Annotated in this window: 27 protein-coding genes; 18 read left to right on the top strand and 9 right to left on the bottom strand. The window is 70.4% G+C overall.

Annotation, left to right across the window (positions count from 1 at the left end):
* Positions 1-67: 67 nt before the first annotated feature.
* The 5 genes from O6P37_RS03355 to O6P37_RS03335 all read left to right on the top strand — a co-directional run bounded on the left by O6P37_RS03355 (position 68) and on the right by O6P37_RS03335 (position 2,028).
* Positions 68-622 carry a TetR/AcrR family transcriptional regulator gene (locus O6P37_RS03355; protein ID WP_269892723.1) on the top strand — a complete coding sequence of 185 codons (555 nt, stop codon included), beginning with the start codon at positions 68-70 and terminating at the stop codon, positions 620-622.
* A gap of 19 nt (positions 623-641) precedes the next feature.
* Positions 642-1,097, top strand: coding sequence for a hypothetical protein (locus O6P37_RS03350; protein WP_269892722.1), 456 nt, complete (start codon positions 642-644; stop codon positions 1,095-1,097).
* Between the two features lie 29 nt (positions 1,098-1,126).
* Positions 1,127-1,339 (top strand): DUF3072 domain-containing protein, encoded by a 213-nt coding sequence (locus tag O6P37_RS03345; protein ID WP_269892721.1) that lies wholly within the window; start codon positions 1,127-1,129, stop codon positions 1,337-1,339.
* Entirely contained in the window at positions 1,339-1,584 is a 246-nt protein-coding gene (locus tag O6P37_RS03340; RefSeq protein WP_269892720.1) for a hypothetical protein, read from the top strand. Before O6P37_RS03345 ends, O6P37_RS03340 begins: the two co-directional genes overlap by 1 nt.
* 63 nt (positions 1,585-1,647) lie before the next feature.
* Positions 1,648-2,028, top strand: coding sequence for a hypothetical protein (locus O6P37_RS03335; protein WP_269892719.1), 381 nt, complete (start codon positions 1,648-1,650; stop codon positions 2,026-2,028).
* A 3-nt stretch (positions 2,029-2,031) separates the two neighbouring features.
* Here the strand turns inward: O6P37_RS03335 and O6P37_RS03330 are convergent, their stop codons facing one another.
* Together O6P37_RS03330 and O6P37_RS03325 are read right to left on the bottom strand one after the other, a co-directional pair.
* A complete protein-coding gene (locus tag O6P37_RS03330) occupies positions 2,032-3,504 on the bottom strand; it encodes a carboxyl transferase domain-containing protein (protein ID WP_269892718.1) in 1,473 nt (490 codons plus the stop codon).
* Positions 3,505-3,513: 9 nt separating this feature from the next.
* Positions 3,514-4,128: a hypothetical protein gene (locus O6P37_RS03325; protein ID WP_269892717.1), complete on the bottom strand. Its 615-nt coding sequence runs from the start codon at positions 4,126-4,128 to the stop codon at positions 3,514-3,516.
* A gap of 79 nt (positions 4,129-4,207) precedes the next feature.
* On the opposite strand from O6P37_RS03325, the gene O6P37_RS03320 reads away from it, so the two are divergent.
* The 7 genes from O6P37_RS03320 to O6P37_RS03290 are packed head-to-tail and all read left to right on the top strand — an operon-like array spanning position 4,208 to position 11,151.
* Positions 4,208-4,942, top strand: a complete 735-nt coding sequence (locus tag O6P37_RS03320; RefSeq protein WP_269892716.1) for an enoyl-CoA hydratase — start codon at positions 4,208-4,210, stop codon at positions 4,940-4,942.
* A gap of 1 nt (position 4,943) precedes the next feature.
* Complete coding sequence (locus O6P37_RS03315; RefSeq protein ID WP_269892715.1) at positions 4,944-6,059, top strand: MBL fold metallo-hydrolase; 1,116 nt, start codon at positions 4,944-4,946, stop codon at positions 6,057-6,059.
* Between the two features lie 52 nt (positions 6,060-6,111).
* Entirely contained in the window at positions 6,112-7,695 is a 1,584-nt protein-coding gene (locus O6P37_RS03310) for a serine hydrolase (RefSeq protein WP_269892714.1), read from the top strand.
* Complete coding sequence (locus O6P37_RS03305) at positions 7,692-10,076, top strand: cation-translocating P-type ATPase (RefSeq protein ID WP_269892713.1); 2,385 nt, start codon at positions 7,692-7,694, stop codon at positions 10,074-10,076. The genes O6P37_RS03310 and O6P37_RS03305 overlap by 4 nt, the downstream gene beginning before the upstream one ends.
* A gap of 9 nt (positions 10,077-10,085) precedes the next feature.
* Positions 10,086-10,322, top strand: coding sequence for an antitoxin (locus O6P37_RS03300; RefSeq protein ID WP_269892712.1), 237 nt, complete (start codon positions 10,086-10,088; stop codon positions 10,320-10,322).
* A 3-nt stretch (positions 10,323-10,325) separates the two neighbouring features.
* The gene (locus O6P37_RS03295; RefSeq protein ID WP_269892711.1) at positions 10,326-10,766 is read left to right on the top strand and encodes a type II toxin-antitoxin system Rv0910 family toxin; all 441 of its coding nucleotides are present in this window, start codon (positions 10,326-10,328) and stop codon (positions 10,764-10,766) included.
* A 4-nt stretch (positions 10,767-10,770) separates the two neighbouring features.
* The gene (locus O6P37_RS03290; RefSeq protein ID WP_269892710.1) at positions 10,771-11,151 is read left to right on the top strand and encodes a glyoxalase superfamily protein; all 381 of its coding nucleotides are present in this window, start codon (positions 10,771-10,773) and stop codon (positions 11,149-11,151) included.
* On the opposite strand, the gene O6P37_RS03285 is transcribed toward O6P37_RS03290, so the two are convergent.
* The gene (locus O6P37_RS03285) at positions 11,129-11,695 is read right to left on the bottom strand and encodes an isomerase (protein ID WP_269892709.1); all 567 of its coding nucleotides are present in this window, start codon (positions 11,693-11,695) and stop codon (positions 11,129-11,131) included. The genes O6P37_RS03290 and O6P37_RS03285 overlap by 23 nt on opposite strands.
* 222 nt (positions 11,696-11,917) lie before the next feature.
* Between O6P37_RS03285 and O6P37_RS03280 the strand changes: the two genes are divergently transcribed.
* Genes O6P37_RS03280 through O6P37_RS03265 form a run of 4 tightly spaced genes read left to right on the top strand, consistent with a single transcriptional unit; the run spans position 11,918 to position 15,680 of the window.
* On the top strand, positions 11,918-12,901 hold the full coding sequence (locus tag O6P37_RS03280; protein WP_269892708.1) for a LacI family DNA-binding transcriptional regulator: 984 nt from the start codon (positions 11,918-11,920) through the stop codon (positions 12,899-12,901).
* Entirely contained in the window at positions 12,894-13,838 is a 945-nt protein-coding gene (locus O6P37_RS03275; protein WP_269892707.1) for a ribokinase, read from the top strand. Before O6P37_RS03280 ends, O6P37_RS03275 begins: the two co-directional genes overlap by 8 nt.
* Positions 13,835-14,305: an RpiB/LacA/LacB family sugar-phosphate isomerase gene (locus tag O6P37_RS03270; RefSeq protein ID WP_269892706.1), complete on the top strand. Its 471-nt coding sequence runs from the start codon at positions 13,835-13,837 to the stop codon at positions 14,303-14,305. Before O6P37_RS03275 ends, O6P37_RS03270 begins: the two co-directional genes overlap by 4 nt.
* A 31-nt stretch (positions 14,306-14,336) precedes the next feature.
* A complete protein-coding gene (locus O6P37_RS03265) occupies positions 14,337-15,680 on the top strand; it encodes an MFS transporter (RefSeq protein WP_269892705.1) in 1,344 nt (447 codons plus the stop codon).
* Here O6P37_RS03265 and O6P37_RS03260 read toward each other — a convergent pair.
* The 6 genes from O6P37_RS03260 to O6P37_RS03235 all read right to left on the bottom strand — a co-directional run bounded on the left by O6P37_RS03260 (position 15,677) and on the right by O6P37_RS03235 (position 22,673).
* The gene (locus O6P37_RS03260) at positions 15,677-16,324 is read right to left on the bottom strand and encodes an NAD(P)H-binding protein (RefSeq protein WP_269893156.1); all 648 of its coding nucleotides are present in this window, start codon (positions 16,322-16,324) and stop codon (positions 15,677-15,679) included. The two genes, O6P37_RS03265 and O6P37_RS03260, sit on opposite strands and share 4 nt — an antisense overlap.
* 107 nt (positions 16,325-16,431) lie before the next feature.
* Positions 16,432-17,916: an acyl-CoA synthetase gene (locus O6P37_RS03255; RefSeq protein ID WP_269892704.1), complete on the bottom strand. Its 1,485-nt coding sequence runs from the start codon at positions 17,914-17,916 to the stop codon at positions 16,432-16,434.
* A gap of 13 nt (positions 17,917-17,929) precedes the next feature.
* Positions 17,930-18,721: an SDR family NAD(P)-dependent oxidoreductase gene (locus tag O6P37_RS03250; RefSeq protein WP_269892703.1), complete on the bottom strand. Its 792-nt coding sequence runs from the start codon at positions 18,719-18,721 to the stop codon at positions 17,930-17,932.
* Positions 18,722-18,727: 6 nt separating this feature from the next.
* A complete protein-coding gene (locus O6P37_RS03245; RefSeq protein ID WP_269892702.1) occupies positions 18,728-20,320 on the bottom strand; it encodes an AMP-binding protein in 1,593 nt (530 codons plus the stop codon).
* Positions 20,317-21,066: a GntR family transcriptional regulator gene (locus tag O6P37_RS03240; RefSeq protein WP_269892701.1), complete on the bottom strand. Its 750-nt coding sequence runs from the start codon at positions 21,064-21,066 to the stop codon at positions 20,317-20,319. Before O6P37_RS03240 ends, O6P37_RS03245 begins: the two co-directional genes overlap by 4 nt.
* Complete coding sequence (locus O6P37_RS03235; RefSeq protein WP_269892700.1) at positions 21,063-22,673, bottom strand: SMP-30/gluconolactonase/LRE family protein; 1,611 nt, start codon at positions 22,671-22,673, stop codon at positions 21,063-21,065. Before O6P37_RS03235 ends, O6P37_RS03240 begins: the two co-directional genes overlap by 4 nt.
* A 146-nt stretch (positions 22,674-22,819) precedes the next feature.
* On the opposite strand from O6P37_RS03235, the gene O6P37_RS03230 reads away from it, so the two are divergent.
* The gene (locus O6P37_RS03230; RefSeq protein WP_269892699.1) at positions 22,820-23,677 is read left to right on the top strand and encodes an SDR family NAD(P)-dependent oxidoreductase; all 858 of its coding nucleotides are present in this window, start codon (positions 22,820-22,822) and stop codon (positions 23,675-23,677) included.
* An 11-nt stretch (positions 23,678-23,688) separates the two neighbouring features.
* Positions 23,689-25,080: an aromatic ring-hydroxylating oxygenase subunit alpha gene (locus tag O6P37_RS03225; protein WP_269892698.1), complete on the top strand. Its 1,392-nt coding sequence runs from the start codon at positions 23,689-23,691 to the stop codon at positions 25,078-25,080.
* The last annotated feature ends 17 nt before the right edge of the window (positions 25,081-25,097 follow it).

The following is a 25,097-nucleotide window of genomic DNA, read 5'->3' as shown; positions in this document are numbered from 1 at the left end:
GCTTGTTGGCATAACTGTGCGCCCGTTGGCCGAGAAAGTCAACACTTGTTGGCCTACACTCGTTGGCATGCGTAGATCATCGGTCGAGACGAAGGCGGTGATCCTTGCCGCCGCCCGCGAGCGTTTCGCCGCGTCGGGGTTCGAACGGGCCACCATCCGGGCGATCGCCGCGGACGCGAACATCGACCCGTCGATGGTGATGCGGTACTTCGGCAGCAAGGACCAGCTGTTCGCCGCGGCGGCGGACTTCGACCTTGACCTGCCCGATGTCGCCGACGTCGCGGCGGACGAACTCGGCAAGCTGCTGGTCGGCCACTTCGTCGACCGGTGGGAGCGCGACGAGGCGCTCGTCGTGCTGCTGCGCTCCAGCACGACGAACAGCGATGCCGCGCAGCGCATGCGGGAGATCTTCAGCGCGCAGCTGCTGCCCGCGCTGACAAAGATCGGGCCGACGGCGCCCGCCCGGCGGGCCGCTCTGATCGCCACCCAGATGCTCGGGCTGGCGCTCTGCCGCTACGTGCTGCGGCTGCCCCCGGTCGTCGACATGACCCGCGACGAGGTGGTGGCCTGGCTGGCGCCGACGGTCCAGCGGTATCTCAGCGCACCGGACGAGCCACGATGAGCCGGGATAATGGGACCGCGTGTGGACCCCGACGCTCGTCCTGATCGCCACCACCGCGTTGTTCTCCGGCATCCTGCTCGGCGGCGGACTCTACGAGCACCTCGCGATCGACCCGTTCTGGCCCAAGCGGCCCGGCATCGTCCAGCAGCGCAACGGCGGCATCTCCCGGCGGCGGTTCTGGCTTCCGGCGCACATCGCGTTCGAGGTGCTGCTCGTCATGTCGGTGATCGCGGCGTGGGGGCAACCCGCGACGCGGTACCCGCTGCTCGTCGCGCTGGCCACGCACGTCGCGGCGCGGATGTGGTCGCTGCTCGACGTGATCCCCAAGGCGGCAGAGTTCGAGCGGACCGACCCCGCCGCCGTCGACGAAGCGGCGGCGGTGCGGTGGACCCGGCGCAGCCTGCTGCGGCTGCCGTTGAACCTCGTCACCAGCGGCGCCATCTTCTTCGCACTGATGTTCGGATCGCACGCATAAGTGCCGCCCGCAGCGGGCATAGGACAGTCATGACTGAAGACGTGGGGCGAGCCCCCCAGGAGAACGCCGAGAAGGACGCGTCGGACTGGGTCACCGGCGACGAGCCGATGACCGGACCGCAACGCAGTTACCTGGGCACCTTGGCGCAGGAAGCCGGTGAAGAGGTGCCAGACGACCTGACCAAGGCGCAGGCGTCGGAGATGATCGACCGTCTGCAGCAGCGGACCGGGCGGGGGCAGTGATGACGGTCTCCGCCGACGACGTGCGCCGGTTGCACAGCGCTGAGGGCGACGCCGTGCTGGTCCTGATCGAGGGCCGCGCCGACGTGGTCACCGCCGACCAGCTGGCGTCCGACGAGTACAGGGGCGCCCTCGAGGTGATCACGCGGCGCGACCTCACCGCCCGCCTCGGTGACGACCCGTCGGATCGGGAACTGACCGAGCAGGCCGCGATCCTCGACGCCGAGGTGTCCGAACTGGGCGGTTAGCGTCCACCGCGCCGCCCGATATTGCCGCGCTCGACGCTCTTCGGCCGCCTCGATACTGGACGGGTGGCACATCAGGACGGGGTCGCCGTCGAAGCGGCCCGGCGCCCGCGGGCAGGGGCCGCACAGATCGCGATCACCGCGGCGATCCTGTTCCTCCAGCTGACGCTGGCGCAGATCGCGGCGTCCGTCGTCGGGCTCACGGCGATCAGCGCCGTCGCCTCGTGTGACTCCGGAGACTGCGATCCGCGGTGGGCCGAGTGGGCGATGGAGGCGACGCTCTACGGCGGTGGCGCGCTGCTGGTCGTCACCACCGCGATCGCGATCTGGCGCCTCGTTAGGGCGAAGCAGTCGGTGCGCGTCGCGATCACCGGGTGCGTGCTGCAGGTGCTGCTGGCGCTGGCCGCGGCGATGATGGTCGGTATCACCGGCCCCGTCTCGTTCTGACCGTCAGGACGGCAGGCCGATTCGGCGGTAGCGCGCCAGCCGGTGGGTCAGCCGGTCGCCATCGGGCGCCTCGCGCAACCGGTGCAGTTCCACCGCGATCGACGCCGACAGCCGCGCGGTGAACTCCTGCGGTTCGTCGGCCGCATCGGGGTGCTCGGCGACGATGGCGTCGACGATGCCGTCGCGCAGCAGGTCGGCCGACCGGATGCCCTGCTGCGCAGCGAGTTCGGGCGCATGGTCGGTGTCGCGGAAGACGATGGCACTGGCGCCCTCGGGCGGCAGCGGCGCCAGCCAGCCGTGCTGGGCGGCCAGCACCCGGTCGGCGGGCACCATCGCCAGCGCGGGCCCGCCGCTGCCCTGTCCGAGCAGCACCGACACCGTCGGGGTGTCCAGGGTGACGAGTTCGGCCAGGCAGCGGGCGATCTCGCCGGCGAGCCCACCCTGCTCGGCCTCAGTCGACAGCGCCGGACCCGCGGTGTCGATCACCAGCACCAGCGGCAGCCGCAACCCGGCGGCCAGCGCCATCCCGCGGCGCGCCTCGCGCAGGGCGGCCGGCCCGACCAGCCCGCCGACGACGCGCTGCTGGCCGACCACCACGGCGGGCTGGCCGCCGAATCGGGCCAGCGCGAGCAGTGTCGTGGAGTGCCGTCCGGTGCCCGACAGCAGTACGCGTTCGGTGGTGCCGTGACGCAGCAGGTAGGCCACGCCGGGTCGGTCCGGCCGGCGCGACGCGGTGACCGACTCCCATGCCGGCACGTCGGTGCGCGCAGCCTCGGCGGGTGCAGCGTGCGGCGCCGGCTCCGGCCGGTCGGCGATGACGGTGAGAGTGCGGTCGAGCGTCGAGCGCAGGAACTCCAGCGGCACCACGCCGTCGATCACCCCGTGCCGGTGCAGGTTCTCCGCGGTCTGCACGCCTTCGGGAAACTCCTCGCCGTAGAGGTGGCGGTAGACCCGCGGCCCGAGGAAGCCGATCAGGGCGCCGGGTTCGGCGGCCGTGACGTGCCCTTGCGAACCCCAGGATGCGAACACCCCGCCCGTCGTGGGGTGACGCAGGTACACCAGGTAGGGCAGGTGCGCGCGCTTGTGCAGCTCGACGGCCGCGGCGATCTTGACCATCTGCAGGAACGCGACCGTGCCCTCCTGCATGCGGGTGCCGCCGGAGCTGGGGGAGGCCACCAGCGGCAGCCGCTCGGCGGTCGCGCGCGCGACGGCCGCGGCGATGCGCTCGGCGGCGGCCACCCCGATGGATCCGGCGAGGAAGTCGAACTCGCACGCCACCACGGCGACCCGTCGCCCGTAGACGGTTCCCTCGCCGGTCAGCACCGACTCGTCAAGGCCGGTGGCGGCCGCGGCATCGGCGAGTTCTTCGCGGTAGGTGTCGCTGGTGGCCACGGGCAGGGGCGGGCCGTCCCAGCTGCGGAACGAGCCGGGGTCGAGCACGGCGTCGCGGATCTGCAGCGCACCGATCCGGCTCATGGAGAAAGGCTAGCCAGCGGGACGGGCCTCGACGCGCCAGTGCCCCGATGTCTCCGGGAACCGCGCCGCCAGCCGCTCACCGGCCTCGCGGTCGGCGACCCGGATGTCGAGCCGGCGATCGTTGACCCCGGGTTCGCTCGCCGATTCGGCCGGGCGGCTCAGGTGCACCGACACCACGCCCGGGAACTGCATCGCCTCCGCCCACAGTCGCAGGTCGCCGGCCACGTCGTCGGCGCTCACCGGGTTGCGCCCGAGTCGGTCGTCGGTGAGCCGGAAAGAGGCGCCCGACGATCCCTCCGCCCGGTCCACCCGCGTGGTCTGGACCTTCAGCGACACGATGTACTCGGGGAAACCGTGGTCGTCCACCTCGACGACGAATCGGCCGCCGGCCTGCTCCAGCCGCTCCGGGGAGATGGCGTGCCGCACTTCGACCGCGAGCGTGAACGTCGCGCCCAGCGATGTGCTGTTGACGTACGTCGGCTCGGCGCGGGTGACGCCGGGCACGCTGCGCATCGCGGCCGTGATCGAGCCGATCTCGTCCTGGCGTTCCTCGAACGCCGCGCACGCCATGAGCACGGAAGCGAGCAGGACGGCCGCCGGCACCCGCCACCTGTTGCGCGTCACCGTGCGATTCCACCATCCCGGTGCGGGGCTGGCGAACACTCGGACCGAGTCCCCGGCCGGCTTCATATAGGTTGGCGCCATGATTGGAGTGACCCGCGACGGCCACGTGCTGACCCTGGAGATGCAGCGCGCCGAGCGGCGCAACGCGCTGAACAGCGAACTCGTCGACAGCCTGCGCGAAGCGATCGAGAAGGCCGCCACCGAGGACGTCCGCGCCATCGTGCTGACCGGCCAGGGCCACGTGTTCAGCTCCGGTGCGGACCTGTCGGACCCGTCGGGTGTCGCCGAGGACCTGCCCGACCGCGCCAGGGCGCTGAACCTGGCCATCGATGCGGCGCCGGTGCCCGTCATCGGCGCGATCAACGGCCCCGCGATCGGGGCCGGCGTCATCCTCTCGATGATCTGCGACCTACGCGTCGTCGCGCCGGAGGCCTACTTCCAGTTCCCCGTGGCGAAGTACGGCATCGCGCTCGACAACTGGAGCATCCGGCGGCTGACGTCGCTGGTCGGGGCCGGCCGGGCGCGCGGGATGCTGATGGCCGCCGACCGGCTCACCGCCGACGTCGCCCTGCAGACCGGTATGGCCAACCGCATCGGAACGCTCGCCGACGCGCAGGCCCTGGCCCAGGAGATCGCCGGGTTCGCGCCGCTGGCGCTGCAGCACGCCAAACGGGTGCTCAACGACGACGGCGCCTACGACGAGCCGCGGCCCGTGCACCGGGAGCTGTTCGACCGAGCCTGGGGGAGCAAGGACATCATCGAGGCGCAGGTGGCGCGGATCGAGAAGCGGCCGCCGAACTTCCTGGGCGCCTGACATGCTGCGGGCCGCGCTGCGCTTCGGTTTCGGGACCGCCTCGCTGCTCGGCGGCAGCTGGGTGTTGCGGGCGCTGCACGGCACCCCCGCCGCCCTGGGCGCCACGCCCGCCGAGATCGCCGCCGTCGCGCGCCGGTCACCGCACTACCGCGACGGCGTCTTCGTCAATCTCGACCAGACGTCGCAGATGAGCCTTGACGCGGAGCAGCAGCGGCTGCTGGTGCGCGAACTGGTGACCGGCCGCGACTCCGGGCCCGGCGGTCCGATCCCGCTGGCCGCCCCGGCGGCCACCGACCGCGCGGCCGCCGACCTGGCGGTGCACTGGTACGGCCACTCCTCGGCGCTGGTCGAGGTCGACGGCTACCGGGTGCTCACCGACCCGATCTGGAGTTCCCGGTGTTCGCCGTCGCGTCAGGTCGGGCCGCACCGGCTGCACGACGTGCCGGTGGAGCTCGAGGCGCTGCCCGCCGTGGACGCCGTGCTCATCAGCCACGACCACTACGACCACCTCGACATCGACACGATCCTCGGGTTGGCGCGTACCCAGTGGGCGCCGTTCTGTGTGCCGCTCGGCGTCGGCGCGCACCTGAGGAAGTGGGGTATCCCCGAAGAGCGCATCGTCGAACTCGACTGGAACGAGAGCCACCGGATCGGCGACTTGACGGTGGTCTGCACCCCGGCCCGGCACTTCTCCGGACGGCTGTTCGCCCGCAACACGACGCTGTGGGCGTCGTGGGCGATCGTCGGACCGAAGCACCGGGCCTTCTTCGGCGGCGACACCGGCTACAGCAGGAGCTTCGCCGACATCGGCGCCGAGCACGGGCCGTTCGACGTGACACTGCTGCCCGTCGGTGCGTACCACCCGGCGTGGCCCGACATCCACATGAACCCCGAAGATGCGGTGCGCGCACACCTCGACGTCGCCGAGGCCGGCGCCGGGCTGCTGGTGCCGATCCACTGGGCGACGTTCCGGCTCGCGCCCCACCCGTGGGCCGAACCGGTCGAACGTCTGCTGCGCGCCGCCGATCCCGCCGGCGTCCCGGTCGTGGTGCCGAAGCCGGGCGAACGCGTCGACCGCGAGACCATCCGGCCGTCCGCGCCGTGGTGGCAGTTGTAACGACGGGCGCATTGACCGCCCAACCGGGTGCCGGACCGTTACGGTGCTGACCATGAGGGCACTGATCAGCGCCGCCGTCGTCGGTCTGCTGCTGGTATCGACGGTGGGCTGCGACGCCGAACCGGCTCGGCCTGCGTCGTCCCCGGCGGCGGAGTCCGACGTCCCGCCGCCCCTGGTGCCCGCGATGCCGCTGCCCGAGAACGCGGTGGACGACGCGGTCGCCGAGCTCGACGGCCTGGTCGAGAAGGTGATGAACGCCTCCGGCATCCCCGGTATGGCCGTCGCGGTGGTGCACGGCGGAAAGACGGTGTACGCGAAGGGTTTCGGCGTCAAGGACGTGAACGCCGGTGACGGCGACGGCAACAAGGTGAACCCCGACACGACGTTCCAGCTGGCATCGCTGTCCAAGCCGATCGCCGCGACCGTGGTAGCCCGCCAGGTGGGCAAGGGGGCGGTCGGTTGGGACACCCCGATCGTCGAGAAGCTGCCGGGGTTCGCGCTGTCCGATCCCGCGGTCACCCGGATGGTCACCGTCGGTGACATGATGTCGCACCGCTCAGGCCTGCCCGATCACGCCGGCGACCAACTCGAGGACCTCGGCTACTCCCGGGAGTACATCCTCGACAAGATGCGGCAGCTCCCGCTCGATCCGTTCCGGATCTCGTACGCCTACACCAACTTCGGATACACCGCGGGTGCCGAGGCGGTCGCGGCCGCGGCGAGCAGGAAGTGGGAGGACCTCGCCGACGAGGCGATCTTCGACCCGCTCGGGATGGACTCGACCAGCTACCGCTTCGCCGACTACGAAGCCCGGCCTGACCGCGCCGCGGGCCACATCCACATCGACGGCCGCTACGAGCCGCTGTACGTCCGCGACGCCGACCCGGAAGCGCCCGCAGGTGGCGCCAGCTCATCGGTGAACGACATGGCGCGCTGGCTGGCGATGGTGCTGGCCGACGGGAAGCACGACGGCACACAGCTGATCGACCCGAAGGCGTTGCTGCCCGCCCTCACCCCGCAGGTGGTGTCCAGCCCGGCCAGTGAACCGGCGATGCGAACCGGCTTCTACGGGTACGGCTTCAACGTCGGCACCACCTCGGGCGCCCGCACCGAGCTCAGCCACTCGGGGGCCTTCGAATCCGGTGCGGGCACCAACTTCCTGTTCCTGCCGTCGGCCGACGTCGGCATCATCGCGCTGACGAACGCCACCCCGGCCGGTGTTCCCGAGGCGCTGACCGCGGAATTCGCCGACCTCGTCCAGTTCGGGGAGGTCCGCGAGGACTGGTACAGGCTGTACAACACCATCTTCCAGAAGATGGAGAAGCCGGTCGGCGAGCTGGTCGGCAAGAAGCGCCCGGCCGGCGCGAGGCCGCCCGGGCCGCTGTCGTCCTACGCCGGCGTCTACAGCAACGAGTACTGGGGCCCGGTGACGGTCATCGAGCAGTCGGGCAAGCTCCGGCTGAAGATGGGCACCAAGCTCGACGTGGAGCTCACGCCATGGGACGGCAACGTCTTCAGCTATTCCTGGGTGAGTGAGAACTCGCCCCCCGGAACGGTTTCCGCGGCGACCTTCGACGGTGACAGGCTGACGCTGGACTACTACGACGAAGAGGGCAACGGAGTCTTCACGCGATGAGCGCAGCTCTGGTCGCGACCGGGTTGTCCGACGCCGAGGTGGCCCAGCGCGTCGCCGACGGCAAGACCAACGACGTACCCACCCGGGCGGCACGGACCACGCGGGAGATCGTCCGGGCCAACGTCTTCACCCGGATCAACGCGATCCTCGGAGTGCTGCTCGTCATCGTGCTGTCCACCGGCTCGGTGATCAACGGCGCGTTCGGCCTGCTGATCATCGCCAACAGCGCGATCGGCATCATCCAGGAGCTGCGGGCCAAGAAGACGCTCGACAGGCTCGCCATCGTCGGTCAGGCGAAGCCGTTGGTGCGCAGGCAGTCCGGCGCCGTCGCGGTGCTGCCGAATCGGGTGGTGCTCGACGACGTGATCGAGCTCGGGCCGGGCGATCAGATCGTGGTCGACGGCGACGTCATCGAGGAGACCAACCTCGAGGTGGACGAATCACTGCTCACCGGCGAGGCGGACCCGATCGCCAAGGACGCCGGTGACCACGTCATGTCGGGCAGCTTCGTGGTGGCGGGCAGCGGGGCCTACCGGGCCACCAGGGTGGGCCGGGAAGCGTACGCGGCCAAACTCGCCGAGGAGGCCACCAGATTCACGCTGGTGAAGTCCGAACTGCGCAGCGGCATCAACAAGATCCTCCAGTTCATCACCTATCTGCTGGTCCCCGCCGGACTGCTGATCATCTACACCCAGCTGTTCACCACCGGTGCGGACTGGCGCGAGTCGGTGCTGCGGATGGTCGGCGCGCTGGTGCCGATGGTGCCCGAAGGGCTGGTGCTGATGACGTCGATCGCGTTCGCGGTGGGCGTGGTCCGGCTCGGCCGCCGTCAGTGTCTGGTCAACGAACTGCCCGCCATCGAGGGGCTGGCCCGTGTCGACGTGGTGTGTGCGGACAAGACCGGCACCCTCACCGAGAACGGCATGCGGGTCGCCGACACGCAGCGGCTGTCCACCGCCGACGTCGCAGAAGTGCTGGCGCAGTTGGCCGCCGACGACGCCAGGCCCAACGCCAGCATGCTCGCCATCGCCGAGGCCTACCGGATGCCGCCGGGCTGGACCGCGACCGCGACCGCGCCGTTCAAGTCGGCCACCAAGTGGAGCGGCGCGTCCTACGGCGAGCACGGCAACTGGGTGATCGGCGCACCCGACGTGCTGCTGGACCCGGCGTCACCGGCCGCGGCGCAGGCCGAGCAGCTCGGCGCGCAGGGGCTGCGGGTGCTGTTGGTCGGCTCGTGCGATGTGGCGGTGGACGACGCGGCCGCGCCGGGCACCGTGACGCCCGTCGCGCTGGTGGTCCTCGAGCAGCGGGTGCGGCCCGACGCCCGCGACACCCTCGACTACTTCGCCTCGCAACATGTCTCGGTCAAGGTCATCTCCGGCGACAACGCGGTGTCGGTGGGCGCGGTCGCGGGATCGCTCGGCCTGACGGGCGAGACGATGGACGCGCGCCGGCTGCCCGATGAACCCGACCGGCTGGCCGACACCCTCGAGGAGTACACCACCTTCGGCCGGGTGCGGCCGGACCAGAAGCGGGCCATGGTGCACGCGCTGCAGTCGCGCGGCCACACCGTCGCGATGACCGGTGACGGCGTCAACGACGTGCTCGCGCTGAAGGACGCCGACATCGGTGTCGCGATGGGATCGGGCAGCTCGGCGTCGCGGGCGGTGGCGCAGATCGTGTTGCTGGACAACAAGTTCGCCACGCTGCCCTACGTGGTCGGCGAGGGCAGGCGGGTGATCGGCAACATCGAGAGGGTGTCGAACCTGTTCCTGACCAAGACCGTCTACTCGGTGCTGCTGGCGGTGCTCGTCGGCCTGGCCGGATTGTCCTCCGAGGTGTTCGACACCGATCCGCTGCCGTTCCCGTTCCAGCCCATCCACGTGACCATCGCGGCGTGGTTCACCATCGGCATCCCGGCGTTCGTCCTGTCGCTGGCACCCAACAGTGAACGCGCCCACAGTGGATTCGTCCGCCGCGTGATGACCGCTGCGCTGCCGTCGGGACTGGTCGTCGGCGCCTGCACCTTCGTCTCCTACCTGCTCGCCTATCAGGGGCGGGCCGCCACGCCGACCGAGCAGACGCAGGCCTCGACGGCGGCGCTGATCACGCTGCTGGTGGGGGCGGTGTGGGTGCTGGCGGTGGTGGCCCGGCCCTACGAGTGGTGGCGGGTGGCGCTGGTGGCGGTCTCCGCGCTGGCCTACGTGGTGATCTTCTCGATCCCGTGGGCGCAGGAGCTGTTCATCCTCGACCCGTCGAACGCGGCGATCACGGCGACGGCGCTGGGCATCGGCCTGGTCGGCGCCCTGGTCATCGAGGTGCTGTGGTGGATCCAGGGGTCGGCGCTCGGCGAGCGACGCCGGTTGTGGCGCGGCCGGTAAGCTGGCCGCATGGCTATTTTCGACAAGGTGAAGAACTGGGTGTCGAAGAACCCCGACAAGGCGAGCGGCGCGATCGACAAGGCCGCCAACCTCTTCGATCAGAAGACCAAGGGTAAGTACGCCGACAAGGTCAACAAGGCCCACGGCGCGGCCCGCAACTACGTCAACAAGAACAACCCGCGCGGCCCCGGTCCGGCCGGACAACCGCCGGTCCCGCCTCCGCCGCCGGTGCCGCCACGCCCCTGACGCATGGCCAAACTGTCTGTCTCCGTCGATGTCCCGCTGTCGCCGGCGGACGCATGGGCGGCCGCCTCGGATCTGTCCCGCTACAAGGAGTGGCTGACCATCCACCGGGTGTGGCGGTCGAAGCTGCCCGAGACCCTGGATAAGGGCACCCGCATCGACTCGATCATCGAGGTCAAGGGCATGCCCAACCGGGTGAACTGGACCATCGTGCACTACCGGCCGCCGGAGGCGATGACGCTCAACGGTGACGGCAAGGGCGGGGTGAAGGTCAAGCTCATGGGCAAGGTGAAGCCCGCCGCCGACGGCGGTTCGACGGTCACCTTCGACGTGCACCTCGGCGGGCCTGCGCTGTTCGGGCCGATCGGCATGGTGGTCGCCGGCGCGCTCAAGAGTGACATCCAGGAGTCGCTGAACAGGTTCAAAGCCGTCTTCGCGCCGGCCTGAACTAATGCGATTCGACCGCGCCATCCCGGTGCTCAGAGTGTTCGACCAGGCCAAGGCCGAGGAGTTCTACCTCGGCTATCTGGGTTTCAGCACCGACTGGGAGCACCGGTTCGGACCGGACTTCCCGCGCTACGCCCAGATCAGCCGCTCCGACCTGCTGCTCCACCTGTCCGAGCACCACGGTGACGGGACGCCGGGCAGCGTGGTCTTCCTGCCGATGGACGGCATTCGGGAGTTCCACGCCGAGCTGTCCGGCCGCGATTACAGATTCGCCAAGCCGGGACTGGAGAGCGCGCCGTGGGGTCTGACGGTCGACGTGACCGATCCGTTCGGCAACGAACTGCGGTTCTGCGAACAGAGTGTCAGCGGCGCATCCGGCGCCTGAGCAGCCGGCCGAACTCGACGGCCGAGCGCCGCACCGACTCGACCTCCAGTGACACCAGCAGGGTGTCCACCATCGCGAAGGGCAGCGTGGTGACCACCGCGCCGCGGCCGTACTCGATGTGCCAGGAGCCGGGGTGGATGGTCAGGCCCCGGACGCGGCCCTTCTCCAGGCAGGTGTGCTCGCCGGCCCGCAGCGTCGAGGGCAGCAGGTCGTCGGACTCCAGGTCGAACGAGTCGATCTGGCCGGCGATCAGGAACTTGTGGATCTCCACCCGCTTGTAGCGGCCGGAGAATCCCACGGTGCCGGTGGGCGAGCCGAACAGCACGATGTACTCGCTCGGGCTGAAGTAGAGGAACCGCACCTTGCCCAGCACGCCGCCCGCCCTGCTTGCCACCCAGCGCCCTTCGCCGGTGTCGATCAGGTCCGGATACTCGGCGGCGAGCAGTTCTGTTGTGCGACGGATCAACTCGCCGCCCGCGAGCGGTGTTCCGGTCACTTGCTTCGCCACCCGGGCAAGGACGTCGGGGTCGATCCGGTAGGCCATCGTCTGAGGTAACCACAGCCGGTGGCGCGACGCGCCGGGGTGCGGCCGGTGATTTCGGCGCGCTTTCGTTCACGGAGCGATCGTGAACGCGCCGAAATCACCGGGAGGCCACCCTTGACGGCCCGCAGTGTGTGACGTAGCTTACGTGGAAACGTTCACATGGAACCGTTTCCACAGCGAAGGGGCTGAGTGTTGGCGAGCAACGGCGTCACGATCCGCGACGTGGCCGCGCGCGCAGGGGTGTCGCTCGGCACGGCGTCCCGGGTGCTCTCCGGCCATCCCGCCACGTCGCCGGGCGCGCGTTCCCGGGTCACCGAAGCGGCGGCCGCACTCGGATACCGGCCCAACGCGCAGGCACGCTCCCTGCGGTCGACCCGCACGCACACGATCGGCCTGCTGGTCTCCGACGTGCGCAACCCGTTCTTCGCCGACGTCGCCCACGCCGCCGAACAGGCGGCGCTCGACGCGGACTACGTCACGCTGCTGGGCAACGCGAACGAGGACGTCGACCAACAGGACCGGTATCTCGAGACGTTCCTGACCCAGCGCGTCGACGGCGTGGTGATCACCCCTCAGGGCCGCGGTTCGGGCAGCCTCGACACCCTGATCGACAGCGGGATGCCGATCGTGTTCGCCGACCGCACCGTCGAGGGCCTCGACGTGCCGAGCGTGACCACCGACAGCAGGGTCGGCCTCGACGAGGCGATCGCGCACCTCGCCGCCCGCGGGCACACCAGGATCGCGTTCATCGGCGGCCCGCAATCGATCTCGACAGGGCGGGACCGCCACGACGCGTTCCTCGAGGCGATGCCCGCACACGGCCTCGAGGTGGCCGGTGACCTGATCGCGTTCGGCGACTTCCGCGAAGCGAGCGGCACCGAGGCCGCCGAACGCCTGCTGGCCGTCCCGGACCGGCCGACCGCGCTACTCGCCGCCGACAACCTGATGGCCGTCGGCGCACTCGCGGCGGTCCGCAGCCACGGCCTGACCATCGGCGCCGACATCGACCTGATCGCGTTCGACGACACGGAGTGGTTCCCCTTCCTCGACCCGCCGATGTCGGTGATCGCCCACGATCCCGGCGCGATCGGCCGGCACGCGGTCGCGCTGCTGCTCCAGGTCATCGGCGGTGACACCCCCGAGCCCGTCGTCCTGCCGACGAAGTTCGTCGACCGCACACGGGCCGCGGGGAGTCCTCATGGCTGAGCGGCGGGTGTTCGTCGTCGGCAGCCTCAACGCCGACCACCGGGTGCAGGTCACCCGCATCCCGGCGGCGGGGGAGACCGTGCTCGGCTCGACCGTCACCGTCGGGGCCGGCGGTAAGGGGGCGAACCAGGCCGTCGCCGCGGCCAGGGCGGGCGCCGCCACCCGGATCGTCGGCGTCGTCGGCGAGGACGGCGACGGCGATCTGATCCGGACGGCACTCTCGGGTGAATCCGTCGACACCCACCACGTGCACACCGTCGCAGGCACGCCGACGGGCCGCGCGCTGATCACCGTCGACGACGCGGGCGAGAACACAATCGTCGTCTCACCCGGCGCCAACAGCACCTTGTCGAGGGATGAGGTGTCCGCCGGACTGGCCGGAATCGGCGCCGGTGACCACCTGCTGCTGCAACTGGAGACGCCGATGCCGATCGTGGCGCACGCCGCCCGCACCGCACGCGATGCCGGTGCGACCGTGGTGGTCAACGCCGCACCGGTGCCCTCGGCCGTCGAGAACCTCCTCGACCTGGCCGACCTGCTGGTGGTCAACGAACACGAACTCGCCGACATCGCGCAGCGGATGCGCGGCGACGACGCCCGCGGCGGCGTCGAGGACGACATGGCCGCGGTGGTGGCGGCGTCGGGCGCCGGTGTCGTGTGCACGGCGGGCAGCGCGGGCGCGTTCGTCTGGAGTGGCGACGGGGTGGCGAACGTGCCGTCACCGACGGTCGCCGCGGTCGACTCCACCGCGGCCGGCGACACGTTCATCGGGTACCTCGCCGCCGGACTCACCGTCGACCCCGACGACCTCACCGGCGCCATCCGGTACGCGGTGCGCGCCGCGGCGGTCGCGGTCACCAGGCCCGGCGCCATCGACTCCATCCCACACCGCGACGAACTCGAAACCATCACTGCCGCAACGAAGGAAAGCCCATGAGAATCGCACTCGGCAACGACCACGCCGGCTACCCGCTCAAGGCCCACGTGCGCGAGGTGCTCGAAGGCCTCGGGCACGAGGTCATCGACCGCGGCGCACCGAGCGAAGAACCGGTCGACTTCCCCGACGTCACCTTCGCGACGTGCGACGCGGTCAGGAGAGGCGACGCCGACCGCGCCGTGCTGGTCTGCGGAACCGGTGCGGGCGCGGTGATGGCGGCCAACAAGATCGCAGGGATCAGGTGCGCGCTCGGCCACGACGTGTACTCCGCGCACCAGAGTGTCGAACACGACGACGCCAACGCGATCGCCATGGGGGCGTGGGTGATCGGCCGCGCCACCGCGGGCGAGGTGATCGAGGCGTTCCTCGCCGCCCGCTTCGACGACGACGAGGACACCGTGCGCCGCGTCGCCAAACTGCACGACCTCGAGAAGCAGTCGGCACGCGAGCTCGCCGCCGGCCTCTGACGTCCACCCCGCCCATCAAAGGAGATCGGCAATGACCACCACCGACATCGAGACCACCCGCAGGCAGGCCGAACACGGCTCACCGGGAAAGGTGAAGACCGCCTTCGGCGCGGCCGCGGGCACCTGCGTGGAGAACTACGACTTCGTCGCATACGGCACCGCATCGGCGCTGTACTTCGGCGACGTGTTCTTCCCGGAATCCGACCCCGTGACCGGCACCCTGCTGTCCTTCGCCACGCTGGGCGTCGGCTTCCTCATGCGGCCCATCGGCGGGTCGGTCGGCGGCTTCCTCGGCGACCGGTACGGCCGCAAGCCGGTCCTGGTGGGCGCCCTGCTGATCATGGGCGTCGCCACGGTGCTGATCGGACTTCTGCCGACCTACGCACAGGTGGGCGTGCTGGCTCCGGTGCTGCTGGTGCTGATCCGGATGATCCAGGGGCTGGCGTTCGGCGCCGAGTGGGGCGGCGCGGTGCTGATGGCCTACGAGCACGCGCCGTGGCGGCACCGCGGCCGGTTCGCCGCCATCCCGCAGGCGGGTAACCCGCTCGGGATCGCACTGGCCAACATCGCGTTCCTGGCCAGCGCCTCCCTCGACAGCGACTGGGCGTGGCGAATCCCGTTCCTGGCCAGTGCGATCCTGATCGCCGTCGGGCTGTTCGTGCGGATGCGGCTGAGCGAGTCGCCGGAGTTCGTGGCCACCAAGGCCCTCGGTGAGGTCGTGCGCAACCCGTTCCTCACGGTGATCAAGGAGGACTGGCGCAACATCCTGCGCGTCATCGCCCTGCGCGTCGTCGAGTCCTGCGCCTACTACCTGACCGCGACGTACCTGCTGAGCTACATCGCCCAGCGCGACCCGGCCGACCGCACCCCGGCACTGACCGGCGTCGTGATCGCGAGCGTGATCGCCGTCGGCACAACGCTGTTCGCCGGCAATCTCACCGACCGCATCGGCCGCCGACGCGTCTACCTCGTCGGGTGTCTGCTCGCCATCGCGTTCGGCATCCCGATGTACCTGCTGGCCAACACCGGTCAGCCGTTCCTGATCGCGGTGGTGTTCATCATCGGCATCGGCCTCATCCACGCCGTGCTGACGGGAACGCAGGCCGCGTGGTTCGCCGAACTGTTCGCCACCAACAGGCGGACGTCCGGCGCGTCGATCGGATACCAGACAGCGGCGTCCATCGCGGGCTTCGCCCCGTTCCTCGCGGTGCTGCTCGCCGACGGGCTCGGCTGGATCGGACCGGCGTTGTTCTACGTGACCGTCGGACTGGTCGGCCTCGGCGGTGTGATGGCCACCAGGGAGACCTGGGGTCCGAAGGAACGCGCGGGCGTCGACGCGTTCATCCGCGGCGAGGCGGACGCGACCGCGCGCTAGGCCAGCGCCTCGTCGATCGGGGTGTCGCCGGAGATCAGCTCGAAGGTCCGGCCGCCACCGGTGTCGAGCGCCGCGACGAGCACCGCCGCGACGTCGGCACGGGGGATGCTGCCGCGGCCGGTGGATTCGGCGATCCGCACCCGCCCGGTACCCGGGTCGTCCGTCAGCATCCCCGGCCGCACGATCGTCGTGTCGAGCGCCGCGCGGGCGGTGACGTAATCGTCGGCAGCGCCCTTGGCGCGCAGGTAGGCGACGAACACCGGATCGTCGGCGACGTCGTCGGCGGCTGCGGGGTTCGCGCCCATGGCCGAGACCATCAGGTAACGGCGCACGCCCGCCGCCTCGGCGGCGTCGGCCAGCAGGATCGCGGCGTCGCGGTCGACGGTCTCCTTACGCGCAGCACCGCTGCCGGGGCCGGCGCCCGCGGCGAACACCACCGCATCGGCGCCCCGCAGGTGGGCGGCGACCTCGTCGAGGGTGGCCTTCTCCAGATCCAGCACGATCGCCTCTGCGCCGGCGGCCTCCAGGTCGGCGGCGTGATCCGGGTTGCGGATCAGCCCGGCGACAGAATCGCCGCGCTCGGACAGCAGCTTCTCCAGCAGCAGGGCGATCTTCCCGTGGCCACCCGCGACGACGATGCGCATCATGGCGGCATACCCGATCGCCCGGATCGCCGAACGTGCGGTGGGTGCGAAATTTGGGACCGATTTCCGCACTGGCCGCACGTTCGGCGACGTGTCGGGCGCTGACGTCACGCCAGCTGCGCGCGTAACTCCCGTTTGAGTACTTTGCCGTAGCTGTTCTTCGGCAGTTCGTCGACGAACTCGTAACGCTTGGGACGCTTGAACCGGGCGATCCGCTCGAGCAGGTGGGCGTCCAGTTCCGAGGCGTCCGCCGTGCCCACGATGAACGCCACCACCACCTCGCCCCACTCGGGGTCGGGCGCACCGACCACGCACGCCTCGGTGACGCCGGGGTGCTCGATGAGCACCTCCTCGACCTCCCGCGGGTAGATGTTGCTGCCGCCGCTGATCACCACGTCCTTGGACCGGTCGCGCAGGGTCAGGAAGCCGCGGTGGTCGAACGACCCCATGTCGCCGGTGTGCAGCCAGCCCCGCTGCAGCGTCGCCGCCGTGGCCGCCGGGTTGCGCCAGTACCCCGACATCACGACGTCGCCGCGGCAGACGATCTCGCCGATCTCGTCGACGCCCGCCGGAGTGCCGTCCTCCCGGAGCACCGCGACGCTCACCCCCGAGCGGGCGTATCCCACGGATCCGAGCACCGCGTCGTCGGCTGGAACTCCGGCGCGAAGATGGTCGGCCCGGCGCAGGCCCGTGATCGTCATCGGCGCCTCGCCCTGCCCGTAGAGCTGGGTGAAGATCGGCCCGAACGCCGCCATCGCCTTCTTCAGGCTGTCGACGTACATTGGGCCACCGCCGTAGACCACGGTGCGCAGGTTCGCCGGCCGCGGCCGCCCGGTCTGCACCAGCCGCTGCACCATCGTCGGAGCCAGGAAGGCACTGCAGCCGGGATGGTGCTCGCAGAGATCGAGGAACTCGTCCGGCTCGAACGCCGCGGATACCGGCACCACCTGGCGGGCGCCGCGCAGCACGTACGGCGCGATGTAGAGCCCCGAGCCGTGTGACATCGGTGCGCCGTGCACCAGCGCGGATTCGTGGTCGGGGGAGTCGAAGTCGGCGAGGTGCGACACCGTCATGGCGGTCAGGTTGCGGTGCGAGAGCATCGCGCCCTTGGACCGGCCGGTGGTGCCGCTGGTGTAGAACAGCCACGCCAGCGTCTCGGGGTCGGTGTCGGTCGGGACGTCGCCGGGAGCGGTGCGCAGCCGGGCGGCGTACTCGTCGCCGGCGATCACCTCCACCGGCCGGGCGGTCGTGCCTGCCAGGCCCGCCGCGATCTTCGGCGACGCGAAAATCTGTGCGACGTCGGCGTCGTCGAGGATCTGGGCCGTCTCCAACGGGTGCAGCTTGAAGTTGATCGGCACCACGACGCTCTCGGCGACCCACGCCGCGAACATGAGTTCCACGATCTCCGGACGGTTCTCGCTGGCGACCGCGATGCGCGCGCCCGGACCGAGTGTGCGCAGTGACGCGGCCAGTCGCAGCGCACGCTCGCGCAGTTCCGCCCAGGTCCACATCTGCTGCTCGCCGAGGTACACGGCGCCGCGGTCACCGAAGCGCGATGCGGCCTGGTCGAGCATGGTGAACAGGTTGGTCATGCGCGGACCCGCCTCAACGCGGCACCCATTCCGAGGACAACGCGAAGTCCGACAGGTACTTCGTCGAACTCCACCCACCGTCGACGACGATCGTCTGGCCGTTGATGAAACTGCCACCCTCCGAACACAAGAACACCACCGTGGACGCCAGGTCGGCCACCGTGCCCAGCCGCGGATACGGCGTCATCTCGGTGTTGATCTTGCGGAACCGCTCGTCTTCGAGCCGGTGCGCCACCATCGGGGTGAGCGTCACCCCGGGCGCCACCGCGTTGCACCGGATGCCCTGCGGCCCGTACTGGCAGGCGATGTGGGTGGTCAGCGAGGTCAGTCCGCCCTTGGCCGCCGAGTACGCGCCGCCGCGCAGGCCGCCGACCACGGCGAAGGTCGAGGTGACGTTGATGATCGCCGACCCGGACCGCATGTGCGGGATGACGTCGCGGGCCAGCCGGAACGGCGCCCGCAGCATCAGGCCCAGGAAGTAGTCCAGGCTCTCGTCGTCGGTCTCGTGCAACGGCTTCGGGCTGCCGACGCCGGCGTTGTTGATCAGGTAGTCGATCCGGCCCCACCGCTGCACCGCGGCGTCGACGATCCGCTTCGGTCCGTCGTCGGCGGTGAGGTCGACGGCCAGGGTGGCGACCATGTCGGGGTCGCCGATCGCCTGTTCGAGTTCGGCCAGCCGCTCGGGGTCGCGGCCGGTGCCGAGCACCGCCGTCCCGGCCTCGGCGAGTGCTGTCGCACAACCGAATCCGATGCCACTGCTGGCACCCGTGACGATGGCCACCTTGCGTCCGGCGTCCTCTTGCATAGCTACCTACCTGACTTCGGCGGCGTCCAGTGCCGCGCGGATCCGATGCTTCAACACCTTGCCTGCGTCGTTCTTGGGCAGCGCATCCCAGATCGCCACCTGCTCGGGCACCTTGAACTTGGCGACGCCACGGCCCAGCAGGAAGTCCCGCAGGCTCTCGACGTCGGGGGCGTCCTGACCGGCCGCCACGATCACCGCGCACGCCCGCTCGCCGGTCCGGGCGTCGGGCAGGCCGACGACCGCCACCTCGGCGATACCGGGGTGGCCGGCGAGCAGATCCTCGACCTCCTTGGGCGAGATGTTCTCGCCGTTGCGGATGACGATGTCCTTGGCGCGCCCGGTCACCACGAGATAGTCGTCGTCCACCCACGCGCCCAGGTCACCGGTCGCGAAGTAGCCGTCGGCGTCGAAGCAGCCGGCCGCGTCCTCGGGATGCAGGTAGCCGACCAGCATCTGGGGCCCGCGGGCGTGGATCTCACCGGACCCCTCGGGCGCGGCTGCGTGGTCGGCGAGCCGGATGTCGGCGATGCCCGCGCGGCCGTCGGTGTCGGCCGCGTGGTCGACGTCGCGGGAGTCGGGCACCCCGACGGTGGTCACGGGGACCTCGGTCGAGCCGTACACCCGGGTCACCACCGCCTGCTCGAAACCCGCTGTGGCGCGGCGGATCAACGACGGTGACACCGACGCGCCGCCGCAGATGAACACCTTCAGGTCGGGGAGCCGGGTGCCGGCCTCATCAGCCGCGGCCAGCAGCCCTTCGAGGAACGGCGTCGCGCCCGCCATGTGGGTGCAGCGCTGCGCGGTCATCAGTGCGACGGCGTCCGCGGGGTCCCATCGCTCCATCAGCACCGCGGTGGTGCCGAGCAGCAGCGGGGATTCGAACGCGTAGATCGAGCCGCCGATGTGGGCGATCGGGGAGGGCACCAGGAAGCGGTCACCGGGCTCCACCAGCCAGTGCTCACCGATCTGACGGATCAGCGCATGGATCGAGTTGTGGCTGTGCAGCACGCCTTTGGGGCGGCCGGTGGTGCCTGAGGTGTACATGATCATGCGCACGTCGTCGGGGTCCGGGTCCGCCAGGTCCACCGGCGGCGAGCCGAACAGTGAGGCGTACGCGGTGTGCGGGCCGGGGTCGCCGCGCAGCACCACCACCTCGGGCGGGTCGGCCATGGCGGCGGTGACCCGGGTGAGCATGGCGGCGTAGTCGTGGGTGCCGAACCGCTGCGGCACGAACATCATCCGGGTGTCCGCGTCGCCGAGGATGAACTGCAGTTCGTGGTCGCGCAACGAGGGCAGGATCGGATTGACCACCATCCCGGCCAGCGTCGCGGCGAGGTAGACCACCGCCGCCTCGTGCCAGTTCGGCAGCGTGAACGACACCACGCTGCCCGCAGGCGTCCGGGCGGCCATGGCGTGGGCCAGTTTCGACGCCTGCAGGTGCAGCGACGCGCAGTCCACCGCGATGTCGCCGTCCACCAGCACCACCCGGTCCGGGGTGTCGCGGGCGGCGGCGCGCAACGCGTCGGCGAGCGTGGTGCGCACCCACAGGCCGCGGTCGTAGGCGTCGGCCGCGCGCCGCTCGTCGACGGCGACCCTCACGGCTCGACCAGGCCCTTGACCCGGCGCATCGTCATCGCGTGCCGGAACCGGGCCGACGGGTGGGTGTTCACGGTGACCTGGGCGATCTCGCCGTCGGAGGTGGTGTACGTGCGCTGCATCTCCAGCGCGGCACTGCCTGCGGCGACGTGCAACCGGTCGGCCAGTTCCCCGGTCAGCACCACGGCGGCGATCTCCTGGTGCACCTCGACGATGCTCACCCCGAACAGGTCCTCGATCAGCGGGAAGATCGGCCCGGAGTGGCGCGCCAGCAGGCGGCCCACCGCGGCGAACGTCCGGTTGATGTAGTACTCGGTGCGGCAGATCGGCGCGGCGGTGCCGTCGGCCTGGCGGTACCCGCGGACCGCCAGCCACTGCGATCCGATGTCCAGACCGGTGCGCTCGGCGAGGCCGGCGTCGATGGTCACCATCGCGGTCGACTCAACGGCGAACTGCGCGCCCGCGGCGAACGCGAGCAGGTCGTTGATCGACATCACGTCCTGGGCATAGGAACTCGCTTCGGGGCGTGGCACCACCAGGGTGCCTGCGCGTGGCCGCGAGGTGACCAGGTTGTCCTCGCGCAACCGGCGCAGCGCCTCGCGCACGGTGTAACGGCTCACCGCGAACCGTTCGCACAGTTCGTGTTCGGTGGGCAGCTGCGAGCCCACCGGATACACGCCGTCGACGATCTCCTTCCGCAGCGCCCGCGCCACCTGCAGGTAGCGGTGCTCGGTCGGCGTGAGGGTCATGCGCGGCGCAACGCCAGCACGCTGCCGTCGCCGTCGGCCGCCACGAACAATGTGCCGTCGGCGCCACCTGTGATGCCGGCGAACGGCCCCTGCGGACCCGAGAACGGCTGGATCCCCAGCAGCGGCTTGGGCGTCACACCGGGCGGCGCACCGATCGGCAGGCCGGACGCGATGACGCTGCGCGCCCCGGTGGTGAGGTCGACCGCGATAACCTCCTTGGCGCCGGCGTCGACGACGAACAGTGAACCGCCCTCGACGGTGATGCCCTGCGGCGTCTGCAGGCCGTCGACGACGGTCTCGGCGCCGGACCCGGTCAGCCGGACCACCCGGCCGGCGGCGGACTCGGCGACCAGCGGGGCGCCGTCGATGCCGATCGCCACCCCGGTCGGCTCGGCGAGCCCGTCGGCCAGCACCGTGCCTGCGCCCTCGCGCAGCGAGTGCACCCGTCCGGCGCCCAGCTCGGCGAACACGATCGTGCCGTCGAATCCGACGGCAATGCCGTACAGCTGATCGAAACCCGTTGCCAGGTAATCAGTCTCGCCGCCGGGGCGGTACCGGCCGACCTGCCCGAGGGAAGTCGTGCAGAGGAAGTCGCCGTCCGCGGTGCTGGTCAGGCCGCGCATGTATCCGGGATAGCCGGGGGTGAACAACATCGCGACCGCTTCGAGCGACCCGTCGGGCTCCAGCGCGTAGAAGTAGGTGCCGTCGGCGATGTGCAGCCTGCCGTCGGCGCCCACCGCGAGGTCGTGCGGCCAGTTCAGGCCACCGGGCAGCAGCGTGCGGGTCTCGCCGCCGCCGAGCACCTCGGCGATCTCACCGGTGAAGTTCGAGGCGAACAACCGGCCGTCGACGATGGTCAAGTTGTCGAGGCCCGGATTGAGCTGGGCGAGCACGGTCTGCGCGCCGGACCGGGGATCGATGCGCAGCACCTGGCCGGAGGCCACCTGGGTGGACACGATGAACCCGTCGGCGTCGAACTTCACCGAGTCGGGCACGCCGAGGTCCGCGGCGACGCGCTGCGGTTCACCGCCGTCGAGGTCGATCCGCCAGATCTCGTTGGCCGTCATGACGGGGAAGTACAAAAGTCCGTCGGGGCCGACCTCCATCGCGTTGGGCGAGGGCAGGTTGTCCGCCAGGACGCGGGGTTCGCCGCCGGCGAGGTCGAGTTCCAGCAGCCGTCCGCCGTCGCGGCACTCGTTGACGAAGAGCCTGCCCCGGTGGGTGGTGATGCCGTTGGCGGCGGGCACGTCGTCGCGCAGCACCCGGGACCGGCCCGCGGTGTCGCGCACGCTCACCCGGCCGTTCATGTACTCCGTGGCGTACAGGTTGCCGTCCGCGTCGAAGGCCAGGTCGTCGGGGGCGACGATGTCGCTGCCCTTCGCGCTGATCGTCTCCATCGCCCCGGTCGCGAGGTCAAGGGCGCTGATCTGGCTACCGGTCACCTGCGCGATGTACATCCGCCCGTCCGGGCCGGTGCGCAGGCCGTTGGCGCCGAACAGCCGGCTGGGCGGGGTGAGGCGCGTCAGCCGCCAGCCGTCGGTGACGGTCGGATTCGCGGCGGTGTACCTGGCGGAGGGCGTCGGCGCCGCAGTGGATGGCGGAGTCATGGACCCGGACGTTAGCAAGCGGGCTTAGTCCAGACAATAGCGACGACGGAAGGACCGGGGTCCCTTGACGGCCGGATAACCCCTGCGGAATAGTGTTCTGCAATATGCAGAGCACCATTGTTTGTCCGGACAAATAGGCGTCGGACATGGACGACCTCCTCAACCTCGACGGCCGCATCGTGGTCGTGTCGGGCGCCGGTGGCGGCGGTATCGGCACCACCGTCACCGAGCTGGCCGCCGCGGCGGGTGCCACGGTCGTCGCCGTCAGTCGCAGGCAGGACAACCTCGACCAGCACGTCGGCCCGCTCGCCGACAAGGGCCTGCCGGTGGTCACCGTGGCGGCCGACGCATCGACCGACGAGGGCATCGCCGCGGTGCTGGAGGCGGTGCGCAACACGGCCGGGCGCACCGGTGCCCGGCTGCACGGTCTGGTGAACATCGCCGGCGGGGCGGCCCCCGCCACCTGGATGCCCTCGACCCGCGTCACCCGTGACGACTGGCGGGCAGTGTTCGCCGCCAACCTCGAGACGGCGTTCTTCATGAGCCAGGCGGTCGCCGTCGAACTGCGGTCGGAAGGCAACCCGGGCTCGATCGTGTCGGTGTCGTCGATCAGCGGGATGAACACCGCGCCGTTCCACATCGCCTACGGCACCGCCAAGGCGGCGGTGGTGGCGATGACGAGGACGATGGCCGTCGAACTCGCGCTGGACGGCATCCGGGTCAACGCCGTCGCCCCCGGCGTCACCGAGACCGCGGCCTCGGCGACCTACGTCGACGCCGACCCCGAGCGTGACCGCCGAGCCATCGCGATGGGCCGCCGCGGCACACCGCGCGAGCAGGCCGGCGCCATCCTGTTCCTGCTCTCCGACCTGTCCGGCTACGTCACCGGCCAGACGCTGCTGGTCGACGGCGGCCTTGATCTCAAGTGGAGCCACCTCGCCGCCGACAACACCTCGCTGTTCCTGAAAGACGAATCCTTCCGCAGCACCATCAGCCGGCTATGAAGGGGATGTAGATGACCGACATGAAGGCCGACACGGAGAAGACCGTCCCGGAACCGGCTCCGGCCGAGGAACTCTCGGAGCCGATGACCATCCCGGTCGAGGCCTACATCTCCGAGGAGTACGCCCGCGCCGAACGGGACAGGCTGTGGCGCAAGGTCTGGCAGCAGGTCGGCCGGGTCGAGGAGATCCCCGAGGTGGGCAGTTACCTCACCTACGACATCCTCGACGACTCGATCATCGTGGTCCGCACCGGGCCGAACGAGTTCGCGGCGCACCACAACGTCTGCATGCACCGCGGCCGCAAGCTCGTCGACCGGCCGGAAGGCGCGAAGAACGCACTGGGTCGGGCCCGCAAGTCGTTCGTCTGCGGATTCCACGGCTGGACATACGGATTGGACGGCACCTGCACCCACATCAGGGAACAGGACGACTGGAAGGGCGCGCTGAACCCGCGCAACACCCATCTGGCACCGGTGCAGGTCGACACCTGGGGCGGCTGGCTGTTCATCAACATGGACCCGGACTGCGAGCCGCTGGCCGACTACCTGTTCCCGGCGGCGAAGATCCTCGATCCGTTCGGCCTGGAGAACATGCGCTACAAGTGGCGCAAATGGCTGTACTTCGACTGCAACTGGAAAGTCGCGATGGAGGCCTTCAACGAGACCTACCACGTGTTCACCACGCACCCGGAGTTCAACAAGTTCGGCGAGTTCAAGGGTTGGGCCAAGGCACAGGGCCGGCACAGCAACATCGGCTACGACGCGCCGAAAGGCATGGACGAGACCAAGTCCAAGATCCGGCTCGGCACCGGCGACGACCCGCGCGTGTCCACTGCCGAGATGCAGATGTACACCTGGGAGCAGACCAACGCGACCACCACCGAGACACTGGTCAACGCCGCCAAGCGGCTGGTCGACGAACTCCCCGAGGGCACTCCTGCCGACAAGGTGCTCCAGCACTGGCTGGCCTCCGCGCGCCGGGACGACGAGGCGCGGGGCGTCATCTGGCCGGTGATCCCGCCCGACATCCTCGGCCAGAGCGGCACCGCGTGGCAGCTGTTCCCGAACTTCCAGATCGGCCAGGGCCTCACCAGTGCCCTGTGCTACAGCGCCCGGCCGGACCCGAGCTACCACCCCGACAAGTGCATCTTCGAGGTCGCCGTCTTCGAGCTGTACCCGAAGGGTGGAGAGCCGCAGACCGACTGGGTCTACACGCCTGTGGGCGACCCGAACTGGCTGTCGGTCCTGCCGCAGGACTTCTCGAACATGGCCGCGGTGCAGCAGGGCATGAAGTCGGCCGGTTTCCCCGGCACGAAGCCCAACCCGTACCGCGAGCGCAGCACGGTCAACCTGCACCACCAACTGTCGAAGTACATGGGCACCGGCGAACCCCACCAGCTCTAGGAGCGATTTCGGCGCGC

Origin of the sequence: Mycobacterium hippophais (assembly GCF_027529605.1) — a bacterium.
GTDB lineage: Bacteria > Actinomycetota > Actinomycetes > Mycobacteriales > Mycobacteriaceae > Mycobacterium > Mycobacterium arseniciresistens.
The sequence above is the reverse complement of the archived record's forward strand: the minus strand, read 5'-3'. Positions and strand labels throughout refer to the sequence as shown.